The sequence below is a fragment of the Paenibacillus sp. FSL W7-1332 genome (assembly GCF_037969785.1).
Taxonomy (GTDB): Bacteria; Bacillota; Bacilli; order Paenibacillales; family Paenibacillaceae; genus Paenibacillus_AQ.
This window is the reverse complement of sequence record NZ_CP150209.1, coordinates 1383702-1407490: the sequence shown is the minus strand read 5'-3', so window position 1 is coordinate 1407490 and position 23789 is coordinate 1383702. Positions and strand designations below refer to the sequence as shown.

Below are 23789 nucleotides of genomic sequence, written 5' to 3'. Positions count from 1 at the left end.
TACATCGTCAAGTGTTCGTTATTTGACCGCTCCGTTCGTAACGCCCGCAAAAATGTACCGCTGCATGAACAAGAACAACACGACCGTCGGAATGAAAATAATGAGAATGCCTGCCGAGATCACGTTCAGCTGCGCCGCGTTCGGACCGATGAAGGAATAGATCGCGGTAGACACCACCTTCAGGTCTTGGCTTGGCATATACAGGTACGGCGTGTAAAAATCGTTGTAAATCGAGATGCTCTTCAGAATGACCAAGGTGGCCGTAGCTGGCGCAAGCAGCGGGAAGATAATGGAACGGTAGATTTTGAACAAGGACGCCCCCTCCAGCATCGCGCTCTCATCCAAATCCCGCGGGATGCTGTTCACGAATTGCAGATAGATGACGATCTGGAGCACGTCGGCTCCTAAGTACAGCAGAATCGGCGCAAACATCGTGTTGTAGGCCCCCAGGCTCTGGATGACGCTGAAGGTAGCCACTTGTGTCGTGACCATCGGGATGACCTGAGCGACCAGATACATGCCCATGATGGCTTTTTTCATCTTGAACTCAAACCGTCCGACGGCATAAGCAACCATGGTGCCAAACAGGATATTGCCGACAACCGAAATGACCAGCACGATCAGGATATTGCGAAAGCCAAGTCCCAAATCCCCGATATCGATTACCCGCTTAAAGTTCTCGAAGTTTAAAAAATTATCCGGTAGACTAAGGCCTGATTGATAATACTCCACCTGGGTCTTGAACGCCCCTACAAAAATGGAGTAAATCGGGAAAAAGACCACGAACAAAGCGACAACCAGCGTGAAATAGTTGAACATCGTAAAGCCGATCGAGCGTTCCCTTCTCATGATTGCTTCTCCTCTCTGAACAGCAGCTTCCGCTGGATGACAATGAACAGCAGCACGATAATTAGCAGCACAACCGCCATCGCCGAAGCCAGTCCAAAGTTCTGATACTTGAACGCCGTATCCACCGTCTTAATGACGAAGGTCGACGTATCGTTCGCCCCGAGCAGCATCACAAACGGAATATCGAACGCTTCGAGCGCGCCCGTCAAGGTAAGGATGAGCATCAGCTCCAGCACGCCCCGGATGCTAGGCAGTGTGATGTAACGGAACTTCTGCCAACCCGATGCCCCGTCAATCGAGGCTGCCTCATACAGGTCGCCCGGAATCGATTGGAGCGCCCCAATAAAAATAACCATGTTCAGTCCCATGTACTTCCACATCGAGATGAACGCCAGGGCAAAATTCACGATCCCCTTATCGCCCAGCCAGCTCTGCTGCAAGGATTCGAGTCCAAGCGCGCCGAGCAGCGTATTCAAAGAGCCGTACTCCATGTGATATACGTTCTTGAACATGATAACCGTGGCCACGCTGTGCAGCACGTACGGCAGGAACAAAGCAACCCGGAAGCCGTTTCTCCCCTTCAGCTTGCTTGTCAGAATGACGGCAAAATAGAGGGCAAACACGACCTGGATGAGGCCCCCGACCAGATAATACAGATTGTTCTTGAGTGAACTGAACACTTCAGGCTTCGTAAAAATTTCGACGTAGTTGTCAAAGCCGATAAAGTTCATATCCCAGCCGAGACCCGACCAGTCCGTCAAGCTGTAATACAACAGCGATAGTGCCGGATAATAAGAGAAGGTCAGTGACAAGAGCACCGGAATGGCAAGGAAACCGAACAGAATAAGATAGCGCTGCGTTTTATAACTGAAATTGAACAATTCCCTTCCTCGCTTTCTGGATGAAATGGTACCGTTTTCAATCATTATAAAAGACAGCGCCCCGAAAAATAATAGACTTTGTTTGCTTTTATTGTCCTCAGTTTAGATAACAGTCACCTAACAAAATCACGGTACTCCTTTGGAGTTTTCCCGGTCATTTTTTTGAATACTTTATTAAAATAAGCCGGGTCCGGGTAGCCCACGCGTTCGCCGACCATATACGTCTTGAGCCCGTGATCCTCCTTCAGCAGCCGCTTGGCATGCTCGATTCGCACGGCGATACAATAGTCGGTAATCGTCTCCCCCGTCTCGGTCTTGAACAGCTTGCTCAAGTAACTCGGGGTCAAATAGACCAGATCGGCGAGGTGCTGCAGCTCTATTTCCTCGGTATAATGCTGCTGAATATAGACTTTGATCGTCTCCACAGCCCGGTGCTCGCTCTTCCCTTGATCCAGAAGCCCGGCAGCCTGCTCAACAGCGTTCTTCAGCTGGCCCGCGAAGGAGCGCCAATTCTCGCTGTTCCCCGGCTCCAGGCTCCAATCCACATCCCCTGCTGGAATGCCCCTCAGCTTCATCTCTTCCGCCACATGTGACTCCAGGGCAAAACAAACCTCTCTCAGCTCGGCCCAGCCCGGCTGCAGGGAAGCCGTCTCATCCAGCCATGTCCGCAGCGCCGCCGGCAAGCGCGCATACTCGCCGGCACGCAGTGCCGGAAGCAGCAGCTTATCCAGCGAACGGACAAGACGGTAGCGCTCTTCCTTCTGAACCGGCGGTCTGCCTTCACCCCCACAGCAGCGCCTTTCGTCGCTGTACCAAGCCTGCTCCAGCACGCTCGCGGCTTCCCTATAGGCCTGCGGCAGCCATCGGCTTCCACTGAACACGCCGCTGATGCCTGCCTTCGCCGATGTGCCCGCGGGAAGCTGCTGCAGGAGCATCGCAGCCCATTCCCTTACGATATTCGCATGGCTGGACTCTGCAATGGACACCAGGATCGCCTGCCGTTCCCCTTCGCAGTCGATAATTTTCCGCTCAGCCCCCCAAGCCGATGTCCATTCAAGCAGCCTCTCTTCCACGATTTCCGGGAATGTGCGAAGCAGGATGACCGCATAATATCCGTGGAACAGCGCCTGCTGATCCAGTCGGTCGCAGACTTCCTCGAACAAATGCCCCGGCATTTTTCGCTGATCCGCGCCTAACAGGAAGCTCGCCAGATCGTCCGACTCCAGCTTGCGCTCGTTCTGCTCGCCCTTGACCAGTTCGTCGACGTTCTCCAGCATGCGAAGCAGCTCTTTCATATTGACCGGCTTGAGCAAATACTCCAGGGCTCCCTGCCGCATGGCGGTCCGGGCATATTCGAAATCGTTATAACCGCTCAGCACGGCGAATTTGGTATGGCAGGCCATCTGCTTGATATTCGCCATTAGCTGGAGCCCGTTCATTTGCGGCATTTTGATATCGGTAATGACCAGATCGGGCTGCAGCTCATGCCATTGATTCAGCAGCTCCTGACCGCTTGCAAACGTCCCCACGACGCGGTACTGCTCGCCTGCATCCTGTATGAGCTTGCCCAGCCCTAACCTGATCCGTTCCTCATCATCCACCACTGCAATGTTAAGCATTCGCAAGTCCTCCTGTTCTCGGTTCTTCTGTATGGTCCGCGGGAAATGTAATCCGAACGGAAGTGCCCTGCCCTTCCTCGCTGTCTACGGCAAGGCCGTAAGGTCTGCCGTATCGGAGCTGAAGTCTCTCATGCACATTGCGCAGCCCGACCCCCCGGCCGTCCGTACCTTGAGGCTGCGCCTGATCCAGCACGTGGCGCAGCCTGTCAAGCGCTTCTGCCGACATGCCTAACCCGTCATCCGTCACGGTAAAAACATGGTCCGTGCCATCCATAGCATAGGTAATGGTCAGATGGAGCACGGGTTTGTTCTCGTCAAAGCCATGATTGACGGCATTCTCGATAATCGGTTGAAACAGCAGCTTCATCACCTTAATGGAATTAGCTGCCGGATCTTCCGGCAATGTCAGCATGAACCGCTCGCCGTAACGGTAATTCAGCAGCTCGATGTAGGCTTTGACATGCTCCCACTCGTGCTTCACCTCCACGACCTCGCTGCCGGCATGAATGCTGTAACGGAGCTGCTGGCCTAACAGCTGAACCATATCCCCCACCTCATGATCATCATGAAGGACGGCCGTCATCCGGATCGTCTCCAGCGTGTTGTAGATAAAATGCGGATTGATCTGGTGCTGTAGGCGCTCCAGCTCCGCCTCCTTCTTCCGCTTCTCGATCGTGTAAATATCATCAATAAGCTGTTTGATGCGTGCCATCATCCGGTTGAACGAAACGCCGATCAGCGCTGCCTCGTCACGCCTTCGGACCGGGAACACCACATCCAGCTTGCCGGTCTGCACCTGCTTCATCAGATGGACGATGGACCGCAGCGGTCTTGTCAGCGCATAAATCAGAATCAGGGAAATGATGAGGGCAAAGCTGGTAACGCCGACAGCTGCAGCGATCGTAATTTTGCGGGTCTTAAGGGCATCCTGCATCAGCTGACGCTCCGGCACCGTAATCAGGATCAGCCAGCCCGTCTGCTCGGATTTCCGGTAAACGACCAGCTGCTCCTCCCCGCCAACGTCAAGGCGAAAGCTCCCTTCGGTTCCGGTGGCCTGGGCAAGCGCCTCATTATCGGTCATGCTGCGGGACAAATATTTCTTCTCGCTGTCATAGATTACGGTCCCGTTGTCGTCCAAGATGAAGGTGGTGCCGTGCGTCGTTTCCTCCAGGTCGGTGACGATGTTTTCGATCACGCCGATGTTGGCATCCACCACGATGGTGCCGATGGAATGATACGATTTATCGATAATGTCGCGGACGACCGTGAACATATACTGCTTGCTGCCGGCGGACACGGCAATCTCCTGCGTGCTGACCAGCACGGGCCGGCCGCCGGCCGCCGTGGCGAGCTTGCGCCAGTTGTCATAGTACTGCTGCAGATTCGAGCGGTTCCCGCCGCTTTTGACCACATAGTACGGGTTGCCGAAAAGGTCGAACAGATACACGTTACTCGTGCCTTCCTTTATGTTGTTCATGAAATAGATGCTCCGCTCGACCTTGCGCGTGATCTGGAGCTTCAGCTCGCTCTCGTTCAGGCTCGCCGATTCCTTCGGCTGCCCTTCCGCCTGGTAATGCCGATTCGACAGCTCTAGCCCAGACTGAATTTCGTTGAGGTACGAGGGAATGATCGAAATTTTCATCATATCGGTCACGTAATCGTCCAGCTTGCCCATCATTTTGCTCGACAGTTGGGACACGTAGGCGACCGTATTATTCTCGATGGTGGCCGTATAGCGTTCTGCCGCAAAATACGTGATGAGTCCGATCGGCAGGATGATCAGAAACAAAAAGACCACAAACAGCTTCCGGTCCAGACGCCCGGCCGGCCGCTCCTTCCATAGACGGGCAATGCAGCCGCGCATATTCATCTCAATCGACCTTCTTGGCATAAGCCGTGGATTCGCGGAGGATGAAGTCGCCGGCAAGCAGTATTTTTTCCAGCGGACTATCCGGCTGCTCCACCCGTCTCATCAACATCTCCACCGCCCTGCGTCCGAACGCCTCCTTGTTGACATGGATGGTGCTAAGCGACGGGGTCGCAAAAGCCGCATCCTCAATGTTGTCAAAGCCGGTAACCGAGCAATCGGCAGGCACTTTGGTACCCAGCTTGCCAAGGACCGTCATAATGCAGATGGCAATGGAGTCGTTCGCGCACACAAAAGCGGTCGGCAGTTCATCCATCCGACTTATAATCATCTCCAGCGCCTCCGTCATTTCGGAACGGTTGTCCCCTTCGAAGCTGAGCAGCTCCTCGTTCTGATTCAGCGGGATCCCCTGCTCGCCGAGAACGGAGCGGTACCCTTGATAACGATCGGTGAAGCTGCGCGAAAACCGGACGTTGCCTACAAACTGAAGCTTTCGATGCCCGCACCCCGTCAAGTAATTGGTTACCCGTCTCGTGCACTCCACATTGTTCATGAACAGGGAGTCTGACGGAATCAGCGGATCTTCATGATCGATCAATACGAAGGGGATATCCAGGCTCCCGATTTCGAGGAGCAGCTGCGACGAGATGAATCCGACGCCGATGATGCCTCTCACCCCGCTCGGATTAATCAGGTTCGCAAAGCTGTCCTTGAATTGGTCGGTCACGATGACCATCCCCGTCTCCCTCAGCTCAAGCTCATTTGTGATTCCATCGATAATTCGCCCCCAATACAGCGAATCACGTGTCTGATAACGGACATTCGGAACGAGCACGATTACGGTTTCCCTTGCGGCAAGGGTGCCGCTGGCATTAGTTTCGTTTTTCTTGCCTCCGGCCTTCGGCGGCTTGTTGGCAAAATAGCCGAGTTGGGTCGCGACGTTCACGATTTTCTCCCTTGTCTCCAGACTGACGCCGGATTTACCTGAAAGCGCTTTAGAAACTGCGAACTTTGAAAGTCCGAGATGATCGGCAATTTGCTGCATCGTGACTTTTCCTGCCATAAGCTGCACACATCCTTTAGCATAATCGGTTAGTTATTATTTATTAGTTATTTGTTATCATAACATCCCATTTATTAGGCAAACAATCAAAAGTTTTTGAATTAGGCGAGGGCACAGACAAAAGCCCGTTCCAACCAGGAACGGACTTTGTAACTTAATGATTCACCTTATTTACGTTTCATTGCGATAATGAATCTCCATACATACACCTACATACACCGATACGCTAACCTATGGACGGTTAGCTGCCCTATCGCCCTGCTGCAGCGGCTCTATCGCCAATCACTTGCCTTAGCACAGGCTCAAGCCCATCCGCCATCAGCTTGAAGCCAAGGTCGGTCGGATGAACCCCATCAACGGTCGTCTCCCCGGGATCGTCACCTAACCAATCCGATCCATCCACAAATGTTAGGTTATGGTCTCCGTCCTCGGTCAGCTGCCGGATCAGATCCATCTGGAACTTTTTCCGCACCAGCCGTCCTTCGCGAAACTCCGGCATAAACGACTCGGCTCCATGAGGGATGCGGGATACCAGGATGATGGGAACCTGGGGATGGAACTTCCGGTAAGTCTCGATATACTGCGGCAAGGTCTGCCGATAAGCTTCGGTCCCCCCGCAATTCGCCTCATAATCAATCACGAGGCAGGCCGGCTCCGAGATTTGGGCGGCCAGCTCGGCAAGCTCCGGCTCTCCCTTGCCGTTCCCCGAGAAGCCCAGGTTGACAAACTCCAGATGCAGCCTGCGGCTTAAGATATTCGTGTACGACATGCCGGGCCGTGAGGCGCATCCGCCTTGCGTGATGGATGTTCCGTATACAATCACTTTTTTGGAAGAATCATAGGATTCCGGCGCCCAGACCTCCGCTTCTGGTTCAAGTCCAATCCATATCTCCTCGACGCCCTGGTATAAAGGCATGTTGAGCAGGAACGAGCGTACTTTGCGGTCCTCGACAGTGACAAGACTGCTCTCATACTCTACCTGACCTGGCTGGAAACGGGCCGTTCCTGCATGTTTCCACTCGCCCGGGCCGCCGATATAAGCATCCACTCCGCACTCCCCCGTTGGCGGCATGTGATACATGCCGGATCCTGCGGTCAGCCGCACGCGGACCGAGACGCTTCGCGAATTCGTGCGGAAGCGGATCTGACCACCTGATGTGCAGTTCGCTAATGCATCCACCTCCGGCCCTATGGGAACATCAGGAACGGTAGGCAGCCTGCGATATTTATGTTCAACGTCGAGCCAGGCAAAGCCCGATACTCGGAACGGCTCCTCCAATGGGGAATACCATAACCGTTCGTCCGCTCCGGCGTTATCAATCTTCATGTTCTGATCCAACTGAAATGGAGACACCTTATCAAATTCAGGGCTATTGTTCTGCACAATGTATCGCCTCCCTATGTAAGCTCGGATCGACTTTTCGTTTCATAGGCATGGAGTGCATTGCCTTAGAACGGCTTACCGGTCCCAGGCCGTGGCAACCTCTGCCTTCAGCTCCTTCAGCAGCTCTTCCTTGTCATCCCGGTAGAACATGTTGTAGGTATCGAACGGGATCATCCGTCCGTCGGGATGCATGATGTGGACGCAGGATTTCTTGACGGAGCGGACATCGAAGTTATGGGCATCCAGGAACTGCATGATAATGACCCGGAAGACGTTGTCATAGGTAATCTGCTCCGGTACGGCGGCCAGCGGCAGACAGCAGAGCAGGCTCTTCAGGGAGAGCGCCGAGGATTGCGGCGAATGGCCCGTTGACAGCAGCTCGAACATTTTGCTTCGGATGACCGGATCCTGCTCAAACACAATCGTGTTGCTGTCGCCCTCGAGCAGGATTTCCGGGTCGATCATCCGCGTCAACGGCAGCACTTCCCCGCCCAGCTTCAATGCGTAGCCCATCGCCAGGCAATCCGGATGGCAAGGCACCGGCAGAATGTCCGCATCCGTAAACACCTCGGACTGATCGATGATCATCCGCCGGACTTCGCTCACGGTCAGCCGATCGGTTGCCGGATCATACCCCTCCAGCCGGCCTGCGGCCTGAATCGGCTGAATAGTCACGCCGCGCACTGCTTTTTGCTGAAGTCCGTACTGAATAATGTCTCCGATCTCGCCGTCATTGAGGCCTTTCTTCAGCGTGACGACCAGCGTCGTGGATATGTTGAATTCATTCAGATGGTCAATGGCCTGCTGGCGGATGCGCCGCAGGTCGGCCCCTCTCAGCTCCTTCAGCACATGCGCCTCAAAACTGTCGAACTGCAGGTAGATTTCGAAGCCGGGCATATATTCGGCGAGCCTCCGCGCAAAATCGCGGTCCTGGGCAATGCGGATACCGTTCGTGTTCACCATAATATGCTTGATGGGGCGGCTCTTGCACATGTCCAGGATGTCAAAAAAATCCGGATGCGTCGTCGGCTCGCCGCCGCTGATCTGCACGATGTCGGGCTCCCCCTCGTTCTCGACGATCCGGTCGAGCATGAATTCGATCTGTGCAAGCGACCTGTAGGAAGTGCGATGCGGCGACGATTCCGCGAAGCAGATCGGACACTGCAGGTTGCAGTGATCCGTGATCTCCAGTAGCGTGAGGCAGCTGTGCTGCTCATGGTCCGGACAGAGTCCGCAGTCGTAAGGACAGCCGTAACGGATCGGCGTATTCCAGACGAGCGGCATTTCGGACGGCTTGATGAACTTTCGCGTCTGATGGTAATAATCGGCCTCGGTTGCGATCAGCACTTTTTCCGGACCGTGAACGAGGCATCTTTTGAGCATGTAGATCATGCCGTTCTCCTCGATGATCTTGGCTTCCACTTTGCGGTAACAGGTCGTGCATATGCTGTTGGTCAGTTCATGATACAGATAAGGCCGGTTTTTTGGCATAATCAAGACTCCTTTGGTCAGCTTGGAAGTTGGGAACCCGGCATCGATCGGCGAAGCCGGGTTCTGCCGCCGATCAGCCACGCATAATAGATGAGGCCCGCGATGCAGGCTAATTGGATATTGTTCAGTCCCAGGTAAGGATGCGGCGTCGGCTTGATCCAGTCGATCACCAGGCGGAACAGCAGATACCCGGCCATGAACCATTGAAACATCCGCCCGGACACGTAGCCCTCGCGAGCGGATCTGCCGCGGCTTTGGCGGTACAGCGGAAGCAGCAGCAAGGCAAGCACGATCAGGAACAGGATCTCATACAGCTGAGTCGGGTGGCGATAAACCCCGTCGCCAAAATCCACACCCGTGAACCAGGTCGTCGGCGTACCATAGGTATGGTCATCCAGACCGGTCAGAAAACAGCCGATCCGTCCGAGTCCCAGGCCCAGCATCAGCGGATAAACAAAATCATCGCCCGTGGAATGCTTCCATCCCACCAAGCGCTTCGTCAGCTCAACGCCGATCAACCCGCCCAGAAGACCGCCTACAATCGTCTTGCCTCCCCACAGCAGATGGAATTGGCGCAGCTGTTCCCAGGTGGCGGCCGGATCCTCCAGCCAGAATAGCAGCTTGGAGCCAATGGCCGCGCCGGCAATGATTCCAGCCAGAATCTGCAGGCTCATCAGCTTCGTCATGCCGCTCGGCCTGCGGGTCCATAAATACACGCGGAAGCCGATAAAGTAGGCCAGCGATTCAAACAGCACGTGCGGATGAATCCGCCAGGAACCCAGGTACACATAAACAGGAAACTCCATCTGTCCACTCCTTGATATCAAAACTTGAATTGGAAAAGCAATCTAACCGGAAATAGGCACGCGTTATTTTAATAAGAAAATAAGATTGCGCCGCAAATCGTCAGCAGCAGCAGCGCAAGGCCGCCCAAAATGGCCAGTATGGAGATGATCACGGTCACCCATACGTTCCTTTGCCGTCCCGGCATACCGGGAGCGGGGTTCATCTCACCGCACCGGTAGCGGCAGCGGCCTGTCTCCGAATTATGGCATTCCTGACACACTGGCTTCCCGCAGCGAGTGCACTGAGCGACGGCCTCCCTCTCGGGATGGTTCATGCAGCGGTAGAATTCCATCCAATCACCTCACTTGGCATTTAATCCCTATATCCCCTATTGTAAACGTTGCCGGAGAATTAGACTACCACCTACATTTACGACGCTTGTCCCGTGATTATGAGTAACATTAGAGGCGCCATACCCAGCAGCAAAGATGGCCCCGGCGCTTTAACAACAAAAAAAAGGCAAGCCATCTGCCTTATGAAAGCCAGCGCTTGCCTATCCATTCCCGTCTTCTATCCGTCAGCTCGTGGGTGCATCCTGCCAAACATTAAACTTGTTGCCGTCCACATCCTTGAATTTGAACTGCAATCCGCAGGAACCGTGATCAACCAGCGGCTCGACCTCTGCTCCGTTCTCCCGCAGCCGTTTGTGCAACTCGGTAATGTTCTCGACCTCGAAGGTTAACGAAAACATCTCATAGTTCTCCCCATCCCATTGGTTGGTTACAAAGTTGGCTGTTCGGTTATCGAGTGTTTCCAGCAGGAATAGCCACTGTCCGTCCCCTAGGATCAGGATAGCGCCCGTGTCGTCGCATTTTCTCACAGTAAGGCCAAATAGCTCAGAGTACCATTTTACCGCCAGCGGAAGATTCCTTACCGGGAGATAATTGCAATGAACCTTCTTTAGCAAAGGCTTGTTCACGGATTGGAGCTTGGGCACTTCGTTTAATTGGTTGTCTGTCGTCATCCTATTCACCTCTTGTTTAATGTGGTTTCAATATATAGACGATGGAGCCGGATCAATTCCGTCACGAAGTCTATATTTTTTATCCATGTTTTTCAATCGCAAGATACTTATTGCCATCGGGATCGTAAAATGCCAGCCATTTGCCGAATACATTATCCTCCCGGATCGGCTCGCTTCTAACCCCCTGTTGATGCAGCCGGTGCCCTAACTGCCCAACGCTCGCTACTTCGAACGTGAGTACTGGCATGCTGGACGGTGAGTGATGCTGACATTCGAGCAAATACAATTCCTGTCCGGATTCCAGTACCGGATTTCCGTGCCTGCTGGTTGCCAGATGAAAATGCAGAATAAACCATGCGGTCGCCTGCCTCTTATCCGTGACTGGAATATAGAAATGACCGGCTCGCTTAAGGACTTGCTCCGAGACCTGCTGCTCGAAATCCCTTCCCAGACGATGGGTATGGAAATAATGCTCGAAATCACGGGCAAGATGCTGTTTCAAAACTTCTCTGGCACGTCGTATACGGCTTTCAACCGCAGATACCGACATATTAAGGAACTGTCCGATCTCTTTCATGGACCACTCGCTTAAGTAATGCAGGACGACAACGGTTTTACTCTTCTCCTCCAATTCCTGCAAGGCTCCCCAGACGGAGTCATGGATCACATATTGTTCCAGCCATGGGGTGATATTGTCCGATGATAAAGCCGTTTCATGAAGCGGGAGCGTTCGCCTGCTTCTTTTGGCAAAATCGAGACTGGTCCGGTGCGCAATCGCATATAACCAGCTGCCAAGCTTGGCAGGATCGTTCAGCGTATGCAGGTTACGGTAACTCTTCAAAAACGCCTCCTGCACGGCATCCTGCGCCTCGTGGAAGTCCCCCAGTACACTGTACGCAACGGATAACAGGGCATTGGAATACTGATGGACAATCATCCGGTAAGCTTCAAAATCCCCCGCTTTAGCATCCTCTATCCGTTGCTCCGATAGCGGCGAATCCTCTTTCATGAGGATAGATCCTCCCACCGTGCCCACATCTCTTGCGGATTGAGCTCATATACCCCATTATCCCTGAACATGAAATGATGCATGATGAACTCCCGGCGAAGAGTCGCAAAGTCCTCATGGTAACCCTGAATAAACTCGTTGATTTCCTTCTCGGTGTACTTACGTCCCTTCTCAAGTCGGGATACCATATGCGTAAGCACGATGAGTTTCTTCTTCAGCTGGGCAGGGATGCTCTTCAGCTTTCCATCGGAAGTGAAAAAATTCTTCACGACAGCGTCCCTCGTCCGCTGATCGTCTTCCTCCAAGCGTTCCGGAACGCCTGCGGGCCTTACTCTCTGATAGATCAAATTCTCCGTCGCTCTCGCGCTATTTGCGATAAAATAATCATTTAGCGAAAAATAGATCGTGTTCTTATCCCTGCGCTCTTTAATCAGGCTCGCTTCCCGCAGCTTTGCTGCATGGTGCGTAATCGTTGCCGGGGTGACGCCGATCTTCTCGGCCAGCACCTGTCCGTTCAATTCGCCTTCGGCTAACAGGATCAGCATTTTGATTCGCGTCGGGTCTGCAAGCGCCTTATGATAACTAACCACCTTATCCAATTGCATGGATATGTTCACTCCCTACACAATTTGACGAACATCTAATTTATGTTTCATTAAATCAGATATTATCCCATCCGAAATTCAAAGTAAACCTTCAGTAACGCCTGAACTTCACAGAACGTGAAGCAGCCCGCTCCATTGTTATAAAGGAGCGGGCTGCTGCATGACTATCGTTTCTCAAGTTTCGTATTCACATGCAGTTAACCGACGAACCGCGTCTTACACGACAGCAGCGTCGACTCTGGACTGATCGGCATTCTGGCATCTCTTGCATACCTTCAGCGCCGTGCCGTCCGACTTGTTGGCGACGTAAAGGAGCTTGATGCGAGAAGTGCTGCATACCGGGCATGTGCCGCGGCCACGTGATGGCATACTCCAGAGTGCGCGGCCCCGTTTTGTTTTGGCCATGTTTCGTATCCCCTTTATTTCATAATCTCTCTAATGTTGTTGCGAACCCATGCACACAGCTGGTCTACATTGCGTTTATCCTTTGTTATGAGAATTGTAATCTCCTCAAGGCGAGCAAGCTGGATATCTGTGCAACTCCATTATAGGGGACGACCTGTCGTCAAATATAGGGAATAAACGCTTATGAATTCTTTTTTACGTAAGCGTTTCAAGCCTTCATGAGGTCCATATTCGTTGTATGCCGGGTGCATCTTGCAGAAAGCTAAGATGGTATACATCAGGATTGGACAAGCCCTCCCACTCCCTGAATCCAATTCGGTTGTCGTAATGCTTCAGCAGAAGCGAGATCAGATTGCCATGCGACACGATGACAGCATTCTGGCTGGAGTTCTGCTGGATCTCCTCCACTACACGAACGGCGCGGTGCATGGCTGTACGACTTGATTCCCCGCCTTCATAACACAACTCCAAATCATCATAAGTTCGGCGAAGCATCTCCCGCCAAGCAGGCTCATTGCGACCCGATAGAATTCTCTCCGTTAATCTCTCATCCATCACGACTTCCACGCCAATGAGATCCGCCAACGGTTTTATTGTATCGCTGGCTCTACGGTAAGGGCTCGAAACAATATGATCAATCCCTTTATCCGAGAGAAACTCCGCAAGTTCAAGCGCTTGCTGAATGCCCTGCCCGGTTAACGGAGCGTCGGCAGCTTGTCCCTCCGCTTTGCAATGCCGCACAATAAATACGTTTTTCATGGAACCAGTGCCTCCTCTACAATCCAATATTAACCTTGAGTCCTTGATAGCTTCCGGACTCGGGAAATCCGTGCTGAACGATCATCATAAACTTCTCGGTGAACCCGTAGCTTGGTAGATCTGCGATTGGGACCAAGACCACATCACCTATGGGATTGGAGTCGAACTCGTTCGATGGGAGTCGGATCTCACCCTCTAAGCGTTCCAGCAAAAAAGTAATATGTAACAGGGATGGCGATGAATCTGGTTTATCACATAGATACAGGAGTTTCTTCACTTTGGTGGTCAGCCCGGTTTCCTCTACCATTTCCCGAACCATGGCTTCTTCCAGGGTTTCCCCCTGCTCTACCCTTCCTCCTGGAAGCGACCAGCCACGTTCTGCCGAAACGCTCTGTTTGACCAGTAAAATATGTTCGTCTTCAATCAGGATTCCGGTCACTCTAACCTGCAACAGGTTGCTCATTAACACACCTCCAGCTCGTTGGATTCTTCTTATTTTATTACTTTACACGATACGGACCGTTGTTGATAAGGGGGTACGATGTTCCGCTGATGAACCAACTTCCATTCACACAGATATTCCAACATTGTTCTCTGAATGCAACTAAGCAACTTTAGTTGTTTTTAACCTGTTGACTCTCACCTTACAGGAGACCGCAAAATAGGTTCCAGCATTAATTCTGTAAGGAGGAATATCCACCATGCCAAGCTCCATCCGTTTACTACGCAACGGATTCGTCCGAGCGACGTGGTGATATAACCGAGGTATAAATGCATCCTTGCCGATAAATAAAAACCGAGAGAAAACGGGGTTATTCCCGTTGCACTCGGTTATCTGCTTTTCGGCAATATAGCTCTACCCAGATCCTAAAGCTTGCTCAATATCTGCTCTATGACCTGCTTATCCAACATCACATTATGACCCGATATACACGTGTCAAAATCCATTTCTTTATATTTCAAAAGCGTTTGTATATAAAGATCTTGTTCAACATAAATGCTTGGAATAATTTCATCCATGGAGTCACCTACATTATCGCCTACATGGATCACCTGCTCTAACTCGTCCAACACACTTATGGAATCCACGGTATGGCCAGGAGTATAAATGAGCCGTATGTTGTCTTCCGGAAAATATAATTCGTTATCAAATGTCAGATTGGGAAGAACCAATTCTGCCTCGCCCTCAACAAACCTCATGTTTTTCTGGATCATGCCTTCCCAGCCCGACTCCATCATTTCCCTGCATAGCTTGTGAGATATGATGATACAGTCTCGGAACGAGCCATTTCCCCAGATATGGTCCCAATGATGGTGCGTATTGATTACAATGGTTGGCTTGCTGTCATGCTTTATGTATTCTTTGACAGGCTCGATGTTCCGTGAGCCCAGACCCGTATCGATAATGTAATTATTCCGGTCTCCCATAATCAGTTGAACATTTAAATCCCATCCAGTAGGGATATGGTTGGTAAACAAGAAACTTCTATTCTTTATCTTTTGAATTTGCAATTCTACACCCGCCAACTGTAATTTTTTTGATTATGAATCGTACCCAATTATACATCGCTTCGAGTACGGGAACCAGCGTGTCGCAGATTCGCTATAAAGCGTATTCCACTTTGGGAGGAATAGCCCGGTTCATATCGGCACGATATTTTATATCTTAAATCATAGCCTAGGTATTATTCCGGGAGGAACGTTCCGTTATAATGAACCATAAGGAAATCATCCCCTATTATCCAAAATAACGGATTGAGGTGAGTCATGTGACAGGAAAAACCCTTGTTCATCCTGATGGTCGAACCGTAACCTTACTCGACAGCGGCACCGACGACCAAGGGGACTATCTCTTGGTACAACATACGATTGTTAAGCAAGGCCCGATGAACGGCCCGCATTGGCATCCGGTTCTGCAAGAAACATTTACTGTACAAGAGGGGGTTATGCGATTTGTGATTGACGGAAAAGAGACGATCGTGGAGCAAGGGGGGCAGGCCCGCATCCTTCCGACTCAGATTCACCAATTCTGGAATGTTAGCACAGACCGACTGGTTGCCCTGCATGAGATTCGCCCTCCGGGACAACATTGGAACATGTTTGAGCTTATTCACAAATTGGAATGTGAAGGCAAACTTAACAACAAGGGGATTCCGTCGAACCCTTTATGGCTTGGTGCCGCTTGGAGAGTTATGGATGGGTACCTCGCGGGACCGCCCCGGATTGTGCAGACGGCTGTGTTAGGTGGATTAGCACGGCTAGCTGATCTTCTGAAATATCGAGTGTAAGGATCATTCCAAGCAGGAGGTGCCTATGAGCTATAACGGATCCGATTTTTATGACAACGATACGAATTTCGAGAACTACATGCAGCGACGGCAAGGGCAGGAGAACGCCAACGATACATTGGAAAAGCCCGTCATCTGGCAGCTGCTGGGAGATGTCTCAGAGCAGCTTGTATTAGACCTGGGTTGCGGCGATGCTGGCTTTGGCGTGGAATTGTTGGAAAAAGGATGTGCATCATATGTAGGAATCGAGGGTTCCCGTAATATGGTGGAAGCTGCTTCGAACAATCTCGCCGGCTGCAACGGAACCGTTGTACACACGAGGCTCGAGGACTTTACATATCCCCGCGATTCCTATGATCTGGTGCTCTCCAGGCTCGCCATTCATTATCTGCAGGATATCGAGCGCGTCTTTCAATACATTTATCAGAGCTTGAAGCCAAGCGGCAGGTTTGTCTTCTCCGTCGAGCATCCCGTTATTACCTCCACGCTTCAGCCGTCCGGTACCAGAACGAATTGGGTGGTGGACAACTACTTCATCGAAGGCTACCGGGAGCAGCAATGGCTCGGCGGTACCGTTCACAAGTACCATCGAACCGTCGAGGATTATTTCAGGGCGATGCAGGAAGCCGGCTTTATCGTGGAGCAGCTTAGGGAATCCCGTCCCGTGCGAGAACATTTCATACACGAGGAAACCTATGAGCGCAGGCGCAGAATTCCACTGTTCCTGTTTCTGGCGGGGAGAAAGAGCTCGTAATTCCCATTCCATTCCGAAAAAAAGCACCCTTCCACATCACAAGTGGAACAGGGTGCTTTTTAAGTTTAGGATGATTGACAGGGATGCCGGGAACGCCTACGCGTCTTTTCCTCTTACTGGGGTCTGCCGGTCTTGCTTCCCTTATTGAATCCACCGGACTTGCGCTTACGGGCTTGACCGTCCTTAGGGTTATGAACCGCTTCCGCTTTGAACTTACGTGCCATCTCTGAATACGGATTAAGAACAGCTTCCGCCTTCGGGTTACGTGCCGAATTCGTGCTCGAATGGCGAGCCGCGTCTGATTTCGGTTTACGAGCCGTGTCGGTCTTTGGCTTACGGGTGGCATCGGCCTTCGGTTTAGCAGTTGGTCTAACTGCTGCTGATTTGGCTTTGCCGGGTTTGGCCGAGCCCGATTTCGGCGATCGGTCTACCTTGGCGGCTCTTAATGATCCTGACATCGGGAAGGCATGGTCCTTCACTTCGGGAATGGACTTGCCGATTAACTTCTCGATATCCCGGAGAAAAGGCACCTCGTCCACTTCGCAGAACGATATCGCCGTTCCGCTCAGTCCCGCACGTCCCGTCCGGCCAATCCGGTGAACATACGTTTCCGGAATGTTCGGAAGGTTAAAGTTAATGACATGCGACAGCTCGTCGATATCGATGCCTCGCGCCGCAATATCCGTAGCCACCAGAACCCGGGTTTCCCCGCTTTTGAAATTTTTGAGTGCCGTCTGGCGGCTGACCTGCGATTTATTCCCGTGAATGGCTTGTGCCGAGATGTTCACCTTCGTCAGATCGCGAACAACCCGGTCAGCCCCGCGCTTTGTACGTGTGAAGACCAGGGCCGACACGATGGATGGGTCCTTCATCAGCTCATTCAACTGTTTCTGCTTATTTCCTGTTTCCAGCAGGTACACCGATTGCTTGATCCGTTCGGCCGTTGATGAAACCGGCGTAATCTCTACTTTTACAGGGTTTTGCAATAAGGTTTTGACAAGCTGGGTAATCTCCGCAGGCATGGTAGCCGAGAAGAACAGCGTTTGTCTTTTGCTCGGCATTTTGGCAATAATTCGTTTTACGTCATGAATAAAGCCCATATCAAGCATCCGGTCAGCCTCATCCAGCACCAGAATCTCCACATGCTGCAGATCGACACGCTTCTGATTCATAAGATCCAGAAGTCTGCCTGGCGTAGCAATGAGGATGTCCGCTCCTTGCTGAAGCGCCCGCTCCTGTGTTTTTTGCGAAACGCCGCCAACAATGGCCGTCGACCGCAGCTTTGTGAACTGACTGTAGGCTTTCACGTTATCCGAAATTTGCAGGGCAAGCTCCCGGGTCGGCGACAACACCAACGCGCGAATACGGCGCGCCATCCCTGGTTTAGGGGGCTGTTCGTTCAACAGCTGAATCATCGGTACCGAAAAAGCGGCGGTCTTCCCTGTTCCGGTCTGCGCGCAGCCCAGCAAATCTCTGCCGGCCAACACAGCCGGGATCGCCTGAGCCTGAATAGGCGTTGGCGTCTTGTAATTCTCCTTCGCTAAAGCCTTGAGAATCACGGGGGATATATTTAAATCTTGAAATGTCATGGGGTCTCCTTTAAGGTGAATACCTATATTGTCTCATCACGTAACATGGGGCATCTCATATAGAGTCTCCACAAGCCGTTCCTTTACGTCATAACATATAACGATACCATACATTAGCACAAAAAAAGAAGCGGAATTTTTCTCCGCCTCTCGTTTCGGCTATTATCTACCGCAAAATTTCATTCAACCCACCTTTCTTTGGATCATTGATTTTACTTATTCAAGAAGAAAATTAGGAATATGATAAATATTGCTATTAGCGTAGTTAAGCATCCTGTTTGATGACCAATCATTGTTTTTCCAATGGATTGTGAAAAATTTAAAATTGCATTTTTTTCATACTCTTTCCTTAGTTTGTTCTCAAGTTCTTCTCGTTCATGATCACGGTTGTTATTCATTTATACTGCCTCCCCGAATTCCTGTTTTTAAGTAATTCAAAGAGTAACTCCAGCTTGAAAAATCATGTTTATCCAATTATAAGGCTGAATATGCGAAAAACCCATAATAAACTAAATCATTACACAAAAAACGATCCAATTATATTATGGATCGTTTTTTATGACGGCACTGTTCCTATTTTCTAAATGTACACTACGTCTTTATATCCAGTTCCAGTTATGCCCCAAACCGCTGCCGATACCCGCATTTTCTGCATAACTCCTCAACAGCTTCCCGGCGCGAAAATCCATCCACAAGATTGTTCGCCCGCTCCCCGTCAACGATCTCCGAGAAGGACTTCTGATGGATATTGCCCAAGTTGATGACCCCTTCCCCATCCAGACAGCACGGCACGACCGTCCCGTCTACCAGAATGGCCGCCTGGCTGCGAAGCGCATGGCAGAAGCCTTTGCCTTCATCCTCCGGGGCTGTCAGACTTGGCCACTGAAACTCATAATCCTGATTCAGATAGACATGGTCGGCGACCTTCACGCCGCCGCCGGGTTCAACCTTTTCCTCGATTCGGTAGTCCAGGTTGAATTCCTGCTCCAAAATTTCGAGTGTCTGGCGATTGCGGCTCTTCTCTAGGTTCGTTTGGTTGTCCTGGGTCAGATTCCACAAACGGAACGAGAAGATGACTTTATGCTCCTCGGCAGCACGAACAAAGGATAGAATCTCCCGCAAATATCCCTCACGGTCCGTGGACCCGACATGGCCGTCAAAGCTGTGGAGCGAGAAGTTCATCTGTCTTAAGGCCGGCTTGCCCAGCAGCTTATGCCGGTTCTTCGCGATCAACGTGCCGTTGGTCGTAATGTTGACCTTGAACCCTTTTTCATGGCTGATATCCAGCAGCTCATCGATCTTCGGATGGAGCAGCGGCTCCCCCTTCACATGCAGATAAATGTAACTCGTATGCGGCTTGATCTCATCCAATCTTCTCGCAAAGTCTTCCACTTTAATGAAGTTGGCCTTGCGCTCCGTCGGCGGGCAGAACGTGCAGGCCAGATTACAAATACTCGTAATTTCTATGTAAACTTTCTTAAACGTCTTCAAGATGTTATCCCCAATCTCATGTCTATGATCGCATGATTCGCTAGCTGAGTCGCTTGCCAATCCTTCATATCGTACCATAGGCGGGCTTATACAGCTACAACTACAGATGCTATCTGAGCCATTCTGTATGAAGACAATTTAGATTAATCGCCTTCTCCTTTAGTTTTATCAACATTAGCAAGTAGTGATACAAGCCACAAAAAAGCACCGTCCTAATGACAGTGCTCTTTTTAAAATGAGGTTTCTTATTTATCAAAATCATACTCGGCAAGTTCTTCAGGCGTTATAAATTTTACCGTGATGGAACTACCTGGGGGAGCTCGTGTGGATCGTCTATAGGACGAACTGTTGGAGGAGCTACATCTTGGTCTCCTTCACTCTCAACGACCGCCTCCGAAGGAGCAGCTTCTTGAAGAGGAGCTACAACATTGCTTCCTTCATGCTCTACAACAGGTACAAGACGAACTTCTTGTGGAGGAGCTACAACATTGCTTCCTTCATGCTCTACAACAGGTGCAGGACGAGCTTCTTGTGGAGGAGCTACAACATTGCTTCCTTCATGCTCTACAACAGGTACAGGACGAGCTTCTTGTGGAGGAGCTACAACATTGCTTCCTTTATGCTCTACAACAGGTGCAGGACGAGCTTCCTCCAGCTGAGTTTCAACATCGTTTCCTTCACTCTCAACGACGGTTTCAGGAGGTACCGGCCTAGGGGCAGCTTCTTGTGGTTGAGCTTCAGCATGACTTTCCTCATTTCCAATGACTCTGGGCGTATGGTTAGAAGCCCATGCCGCTGCGGATGTGCTAATTGCAGCAACCAAAAACACCGCTGTTATCGTGAGATACATCGTTTTCTTTTTTTGTTTCTTTACATTCAGCATCATCATTAATCTCCTCTTTAATTGTTTGCCGTCACCGGATAAGGAGGCACAGAATTGCACGGGTAAATTCCTTGATCCTGCCATGACGCTTAAGATCGTCTCCCCATAGCGTTTTCGCTCGGCATAGGACATCTCTTTTACGACCTCTTCATCACAAGACAGCTCGCTCCATATATGAATGTCCTTGCGAAGAATGTGCACCAAAGGGTTAAACCAATGCAAGGCGCTTGCTCCGAGCGTGAACGCTTTGACCCATAAATCTTTCCGTTTCAGATGGATCAACTCATGTCGGATCACCATGTCCACGTTAACGGTATTCTCTATAGGGAGATAAATGGTTGGTTTCCATAGGCCGACAAGAACAGGACTCCGAATGATGGAGCTGTAGGCAAGCCTGACACTGCTTTTCACACCAAGGGCTTCCTTAATGAAGGAGAGCTGTTTGGCTGCTTCGCTGCTTGTCGGAACGTTGGTACGTGTATGTTCTAGTTTCTTTAAAAATCTGCGATAACAATACATCTGCCATGCAGCAAAAGCTATAGCGCCGACTGCCCATAGGACAATTAGGGGAAGTGCTATGTTTGCTGATATGGTCTGATCTCGGATGAGCGGCTCCGGATGAATCCCTGAATATGGACCGGGCAGCGCATGCTGCACAGTTGAAGGCAGCTCGTTCACGATGGGAACGGTTGCTGTTGCATTGAATGTAAAAAGCGGCAAGATCCACTGAATACCAAGGACTACGGGTAAAAGATAAAAGCCTATTGCCATTTTGTTCATTCCATAACGCCACTTTGTAGGAAAGGCATGGACGGATATGATCCGCAGGACAAGCATGCTGGCTACGACGGCACTTCCAGCAGCGGTAAGGGTAAACAGCGTTTCAAGAATCGTATTCATAAGCCCCCCTACTTTTGCGAAAACCATTGCTTCAGCTCTGCAATATCTTCATCTGAAAGCTTTTCGCCGTCATACAAAGCTGAAATTAGATTTTTAACCGAGCCTTGATATAATCCGTCCAGAACATGCTGCGTTTCCATAAGCTTATAATCTTCAGGCGAAATGCGAGGCGTATATTTATTGGTCCGCCCATCCCTTGTAGCCGTGAGCGCCCCTTTGTCCACCAAACGCGATAAGAAGGTGGAGATGGTCTGTGCCTTCCATTCCCTACCTCTCTCGGCAAACAGAGCGAGCAATTCGGTGGATGTGACAGGCGGCGTACACTCCCAAATCACCTCCATTAGCTCCATTTCGGTATCCGATAATTTTTGAACTTGGTTCACGGTGAACACCTCTTTACGTCGTTATGCGTCCATAACGAACTTAATCACTACACGATGTAGTGATTATAACCTACTACATCACGTAGTGATATGTCAAGCGAAGGAAGTTGAAATTTACTACTACATTGAACTTATACGTAAAATTAAAGAACCGCGCGAGAGCGCGGTTCTTATCTACATAACAGCTCAAATTATTGAGGGCACCTATATTCCTTGGGTCCTCTTATTTGTACTCGTACAGATGGTAGTGTTAACGCCGTTTATTTTGAATCGTTGTCGTCATTGTCTACAGCGTCGCCAGCTTTGTTTCCCAATGCTGCGCCTGCGATACCGCCGGCAATCGTGCCGATTGGACCCAGAACGGAACCTACAGCAGCACCCACCGCGCCGCCGCCAGCTGTTCCTAAAGCTTCTCCAGCTTCAATATCCATGTTGGTCGTGTCGCGGTCAGAATCAACCTTTTGATTACGATCGTTTTTATTAGCCATCCATCTCACTCCCTCGACATTGTGATAGGAACAGCTCCATCTTGCCAGACGTTGTTCCAAACCATATCTTGCCCTAACGAGTCTGAAAGAATTCTTTAAAAGTATATCTGCCCAGATCTCTTCTACTCCAAATTAGGTTGCGTATTTTAGACGATGTTTGCGGATTATGGGATTATGTAAACGGTACCAAGCTTGCTACAATGAACATGCAATTACGAAATGAACTTTGTTCAAGGGGGATTATACATGAAAAAGCTGTCGATTTTACTGTTAACCTGCGTGTTGATTATGGGGGCGCTAAGCGGTTGCGGAAGCAGCGAGCCCGACTCGGCTTCGTCTAATAAACTCGTCATCTACAGTCCGAATAGCGAAGAGATCATCAAGACCATCATCCCGATGTTCGAGAAGCAGACCGGGATTACGGTTGAGCTTGTAACGGCTGGTACCGGCGAAATTATTAAGCGCTTACAGTCCGAGAAGCAAAACCCTTACGCTGACGTGATGTTCGGCGGTTCTATGGCCGGTTTCCGTGAAAATGAAGCTTTATACGAGCCTTACGTATCACCTGAAGACAAGAACTTAATGGAAGGTCACCGCAATACGTCGGGCTTCGCTACTCCTTATATCTCGGATGGCAGCGTGCTGCTCGTGAACAAAAATCTGATCGGCGACATCAAAATCGAAGGTTATGCGGATTTGTTGAACCCGCAGCTCAAAGGGAAGATTGCCTCCGCTGATCCGGCAAGCTCAAGCTCCGCTTTCGCCCAGTTAACCAATATGCTGAAAGCGATGGGCGGCGATTATGAGAATGAACAAGGCTGGAACTACGTCGGTCAGCTGATCGAGAACCTGGACGGCAAAATCGCGAGCGGTTCCGGTGCTGTTCACAAAAGCGTGGCAGACGGTGAATATGTGGTCGGCCTTACCTATGAAGACCCTTCCAGCACCTATGTAAAGAACGGAGCTCCGGTAGAAATCGTATATCCAAAAGAAGGCGCGGTATTCCTGGATGCGGGATCTGCCATTATCAAAGATGCACCGCATATGGACAACGCCAAGAAATTCATCGACTTCATTCTGTCTCAAGAAGCTCAGGATGCATTCGGGACGCAATTAACGAATCGTCCGCTCCGCCAGGATACGAAGCTTGGCGACCACATGAAGCCTTATGAAGAAATTCACATGATTGATGAAGACACAGACTATGTCAGCGAGCATAAATCCGAGATCGTAGAGCGTTATGTCGATTTGTTCACTAGCGTTAAATAAAC

The 23789-nt window shown here is 50.7% G+C and carries 25 protein-coding genes; 3 read left to right on the top strand and 22 right to left on the bottom strand.

The window, feature by feature from the left end; genetic code table 11:
* Positions 1–18: 18 nt before the first annotated feature.
* The 16 genes from MKX98_RS06055 to MKX98_RS05980 form a co-directional block, all read right to left on the bottom strand.
* Positions 19–849, bottom strand: coding sequence for a carbohydrate ABC transporter permease (locus MKX98_RS06055; protein ID WP_339222053.1), 831 nt, complete (start codon positions 847–849; stop codon positions 19–21).
* Positions 846–1730 (bottom strand): sugar ABC transporter permease, encoded by an 885-nt coding sequence (locus MKX98_RS06050; RefSeq protein ID WP_071221331.1) that lies wholly within the window; start codon positions 1728–1730, stop codon positions 846–848. The genes MKX98_RS06055 and MKX98_RS06050 overlap by 4 nt, the downstream gene beginning before the upstream one ends.
* 113 nt (positions 1731–1843) lie before the next feature.
* The gene (locus tag MKX98_RS06045) at positions 1844–3349 is read right to left on the bottom strand and encodes a response regulator (protein ID WP_339222051.1); all 1506 of its coding nucleotides are present in this window, start codon (positions 3347–3349) and stop codon (positions 1844–1846) included.
* Positions 3342–5240 carry a sensor histidine kinase gene (locus MKX98_RS06040; protein WP_339222050.1) on the bottom strand — a complete coding sequence of 633 codons (1899 nt, stop codon included), beginning with the start codon at positions 5238–5240 and terminating at the stop codon, positions 3342–3344. The genes MKX98_RS06045 and MKX98_RS06040 overlap by 8 nt, the downstream gene beginning before the upstream one ends.
* Positions 5221–6279: a LacI family DNA-binding transcriptional regulator gene (locus tag MKX98_RS06035; RefSeq protein WP_339222048.1), complete on the bottom strand. Its 1059-nt coding sequence runs from the start codon at positions 6277–6279 to the stop codon at positions 5221–5223. The genes MKX98_RS06040 and MKX98_RS06035 overlap by 20 nt, the downstream gene beginning before the upstream one ends.
* A gap of 250 nt (positions 6280–6529) precedes the next feature.
* Positions 6530–7663: an SGNH/GDSL hydrolase family protein gene (locus MKX98_RS06030; protein WP_339222046.1), complete on the bottom strand. Its 1134-nt coding sequence runs from the start codon at positions 7661–7663 to the stop codon at positions 6530–6532.
* A 75-nt stretch (positions 7664–7738) separates the two neighbouring features.
* A complete protein-coding gene (locus tag MKX98_RS06025) occupies positions 7739–9154 on the bottom strand; it encodes a radical SAM protein (protein WP_194541143.1) in 1416 nt (471 codons plus the stop codon).
* Between the two features lie 17 nt (positions 9155–9171).
* Entirely contained in the window at positions 9172–9960 is a 789-nt protein-coding gene (locus MKX98_RS06020) for a prolipoprotein diacylglyceryl transferase family protein (protein ID WP_339222044.1), read from the bottom strand.
* Positions 9961–10028: 68 nt separating this feature from the next.
* Positions 10029–10292, bottom strand: coding sequence for a B-box zinc finger protein (locus MKX98_RS06015; protein ID WP_339222042.1), 264 nt, complete (start codon positions 10290–10292; stop codon positions 10029–10031).
* Positions 10293–10517: 225 nt separating this feature from the next.
* Entirely contained in the window at positions 10518–10964 is a 447-nt protein-coding gene (locus tag MKX98_RS06010; RefSeq protein ID WP_339222040.1) for a VOC family protein, read from the bottom strand.
* 79 nt (positions 10965–11043) lie between these two features.
* Positions 11044–11973 (bottom strand): sigma-70 family RNA polymerase sigma factor, encoded by a 930-nt coding sequence (locus tag MKX98_RS06005; RefSeq protein WP_339222038.1) that lies wholly within the window; start codon positions 11971–11973, stop codon positions 11044–11046.
* Entirely contained in the window at positions 11970–12578 is a 609-nt protein-coding gene (locus MKX98_RS06000; RefSeq protein ID WP_339222036.1) for a metalloregulator ArsR/SmtB family transcription factor, read from the bottom strand. The genes MKX98_RS06005 and MKX98_RS06000 overlap by 4 nt, the downstream gene beginning before the upstream one ends.
* Positions 12579–12794: 216 nt before the next feature.
* Positions 12795–12983, bottom strand: coding sequence for a hypothetical protein (locus MKX98_RS05995; protein ID WP_074961888.1), 189 nt, complete (start codon positions 12981–12983; stop codon positions 12795–12797).
* Positions 12984–13199: 216 nt separating this feature from the next.
* Positions 13200–13742: a histidine phosphatase family protein gene (locus MKX98_RS05990; RefSeq protein ID WP_339222034.1), complete on the bottom strand. Its 543-nt coding sequence runs from the start codon at positions 13740–13742 to the stop codon at positions 13200–13202.
* 16 nt (positions 13743–13758) lie between these two features.
* A complete protein-coding gene (locus MKX98_RS05985; protein ID WP_339222032.1) occupies positions 13759–14205 on the bottom strand; it encodes an NUDIX hydrolase in 447 nt (148 codons plus the stop codon).
* 404 nt (positions 14206–14609) lie between these two features.
* The gene (locus tag MKX98_RS05980) at positions 14610–15269 is read right to left on the bottom strand and encodes an MBL fold metallo-hydrolase (RefSeq protein WP_233354764.1); all 660 of its coding nucleotides are present in this window, start codon (positions 15267–15269) and stop codon (positions 14610–14612) included.
* A 242-nt stretch (positions 15270–15511) separates the two neighbouring features.
* On the opposite strand from MKX98_RS05980, the gene MKX98_RS05975 reads away from it, so the two are divergent.
* Complete coding sequence (locus MKX98_RS05975; protein WP_220686411.1) at positions 15512–16030, top strand: cupin domain-containing protein; 519 nt, start codon at positions 15512–15514, stop codon at positions 16028–16030.
* Positions 16031–16055: 25 nt separating this feature from the next.
* Entirely contained in the window at positions 16056–16784 is a 729-nt protein-coding gene (locus MKX98_RS05970; RefSeq protein ID WP_339222029.1) for a class I SAM-dependent methyltransferase, read from the top strand.
* 113 nt (positions 16785–16897) lie between these two features.
* On the opposite strand, the gene MKX98_RS05965 is transcribed toward MKX98_RS05970, so the two are convergent.
* From MKX98_RS05965 to MKX98_RS05940, 6 genes are all read right to left on the bottom strand, one after another.
* Positions 16898–18373, bottom strand: coding sequence for a DEAD/DEAH box helicase (locus MKX98_RS05965; RefSeq protein ID WP_220686413.1), 1476 nt, complete (start codon positions 18371–18373; stop codon positions 16898–16900).
* A 212-nt stretch (positions 18374–18585) separates the two neighbouring features.
* On the bottom strand, positions 18586–18771 hold the full coding sequence (locus MKX98_RS05960) for a hypothetical protein (RefSeq protein ID WP_339222026.1): 186 nt from the start codon (positions 18769–18771) through the stop codon (positions 18586–18588).
* Positions 18772–18988: 217 nt separating this feature from the next.
* The gene (locus MKX98_RS05955) at positions 18989–19864 is read right to left on the bottom strand and encodes a radical SAM/SPASM domain-containing protein (RefSeq protein WP_194541134.1); all 876 of its coding nucleotides are present in this window, start codon (positions 19862–19864) and stop codon (positions 18989–18991) included.
* Positions 19865–20156: 292 nt separating this feature from the next.
* Positions 20157–21647 (bottom strand): M56 family metallopeptidase, encoded by a 1491-nt coding sequence (locus MKX98_RS05950; protein ID WP_339222024.1) that lies wholly within the window; start codon positions 21645–21647, stop codon positions 20157–20159.
* A gap of 8 nt (positions 21648–21655) precedes the next feature.
* On the bottom strand, positions 21656–22030 hold the full coding sequence (locus MKX98_RS05945) for a BlaI/MecI/CopY family transcriptional regulator (RefSeq protein WP_194541132.1): 375 nt from the start codon (positions 22028–22030) through the stop codon (positions 21656–21658).
* Between the two features lie 260 nt (positions 22031–22290).
* Positions 22291–22518: a glycine zipper domain-containing protein gene (locus MKX98_RS05940; protein ID WP_194541131.1), complete on the bottom strand. Its 228-nt coding sequence runs from the start codon at positions 22516–22518 to the stop codon at positions 22291–22293.
* 246 nt (positions 22519–22764) lie between these two features.
* Here MKX98_RS05940 and MKX98_RS05935 point away from each other — a divergent pair, with 246 nt between their 5' ends.
* Complete coding sequence (locus tag MKX98_RS05935) at positions 22765–23787, top strand: ABC transporter substrate-binding protein (RefSeq protein ID WP_339222021.1); 1023 nt, start codon at positions 22765–22767, stop codon at positions 23785–23787.
* The last annotated feature ends 2 nt before the right edge of the window (positions 23788–23789 follow it).

Bases quoted from the DNA above. Each gene is read 5' to 3' on its own strand.
- MKX98_RS06055 (WP_339222053.1), bottom strand. From the start codon at position 849: ATGAGAAGGGAACGCTCGATCGGCTTTACGATGTTCAACTATTTCACG.
- MKX98_RS06045 (WP_339222051.1), bottom strand. From the start codon at position 3,349: ATGCTTAACATTGCAGTGGTGGATGATGAGGAACGGATCAGGTTAGGG.
- MKX98_RS06040 (WP_339222050.1), bottom strand. From the start codon at position 5,240: ATGCCAAGAAGGTCGATTGAGATGAATATGCGCGGCTGCATTGCCCGT.
- MKX98_RS06035 (WP_339222048.1), bottom strand. From the start codon at position 6,279: ATGGCAGGAAAAGTCACGATGCAGCAAATTGCCGATCATCTCGGACTT.
- MKX98_RS06025 (WP_194541143.1), bottom strand. From the start codon at position 9,154: ATGCCAAAAAACCGGCCTTATCTGTATCATGAACTGACCAACAGCATA.
- MKX98_RS06020 (WP_339222044.1), bottom strand. From the start codon at position 9,960: ATGGAGTTTCCTGTTTATGTGTACCTGGGTTCCTGGCGGATTCATCCG.
- MKX98_RS06015 (WP_339222042.1), bottom strand. From the start codon at position 10,292: ATGGAATTCTACCGCTGCATGAACCATCCCGAGAGGGAGGCCGTCGCT.
- MKX98_RS06010 (WP_339222040.1), bottom strand. From the start codon at position 10,964: ATGACGACAGACAACCAATTAAACGAAGTGCCCAAGCTCCAATCCGTG.
- MKX98_RS06005 (WP_339222038.1), bottom strand. From the start codon at position 11,973: ATGAAAGAGGATTCGCCGCTATCGGAGCAACGGATAGAGGATGCTAAA.
- MKX98_RS06000 (WP_339222036.1), bottom strand. From the start codon at position 12,578: ATGCAATTGGATAAGGTGGTTAGTTATCATAAGGCGCTTGCAGACCCG.
- MKX98_RS05995 (WP_074961888.1), bottom strand. From the start codon at position 12,983: ATGGCCAAAACAAAACGGGGCCGCGCACTCTGGAGTATGCCATCACGT.
- MKX98_RS05990 (WP_339222034.1), bottom strand. From the start codon at position 13,742: ATGAAAAACGTATTTATTGTGCGGCATTGCAAAGCGGAGGGACAAGCT.
- MKX98_RS05985 (WP_339222032.1), bottom strand. From the start codon at position 14,205: ATGAGCAACCTGTTGCAGGTTAGAGTGACCGGAATCCTGATTGAAGAC.
- MKX98_RS05970 (WP_339222029.1), top strand. From the start codon at position 16,056: ATGAGCTATAACGGATCCGATTTTTATGACAACGATACGAATTTCGAG.
- MKX98_RS05965 (WP_220686413.1), bottom strand. From the start codon at position 18,373: ATGACATTTCAAGATTTAAATATATCCCCCGTGATTCTCAAGGCTTTA.
- MKX98_RS05960 (WP_339222026.1), bottom strand. From the start codon at position 18,771: ATGAATAACAACCGTGATCATGAACGAGAAGAACTTGAGAACAAACTA.
- MKX98_RS05950 (WP_339222024.1), bottom strand. From the start codon at position 21,647: ATGAATACGATTCTTGAAACGCTGTTTACCCTTACCGCTGCTGGAAGT.
- MKX98_RS05940 (WP_194541131.1), bottom strand. From the start codon at position 22,518: ATGGCTAATAAAAACGATCGTAATCAAAAGGTTGATTCTGACCGCGAC.
- MKX98_RS05935 (WP_339222021.1), top strand. From the start codon at position 22,765: ATGAAAAAGCTGTCGATTTTACTGTTAACCTGCGTGTTGATTATGGGG.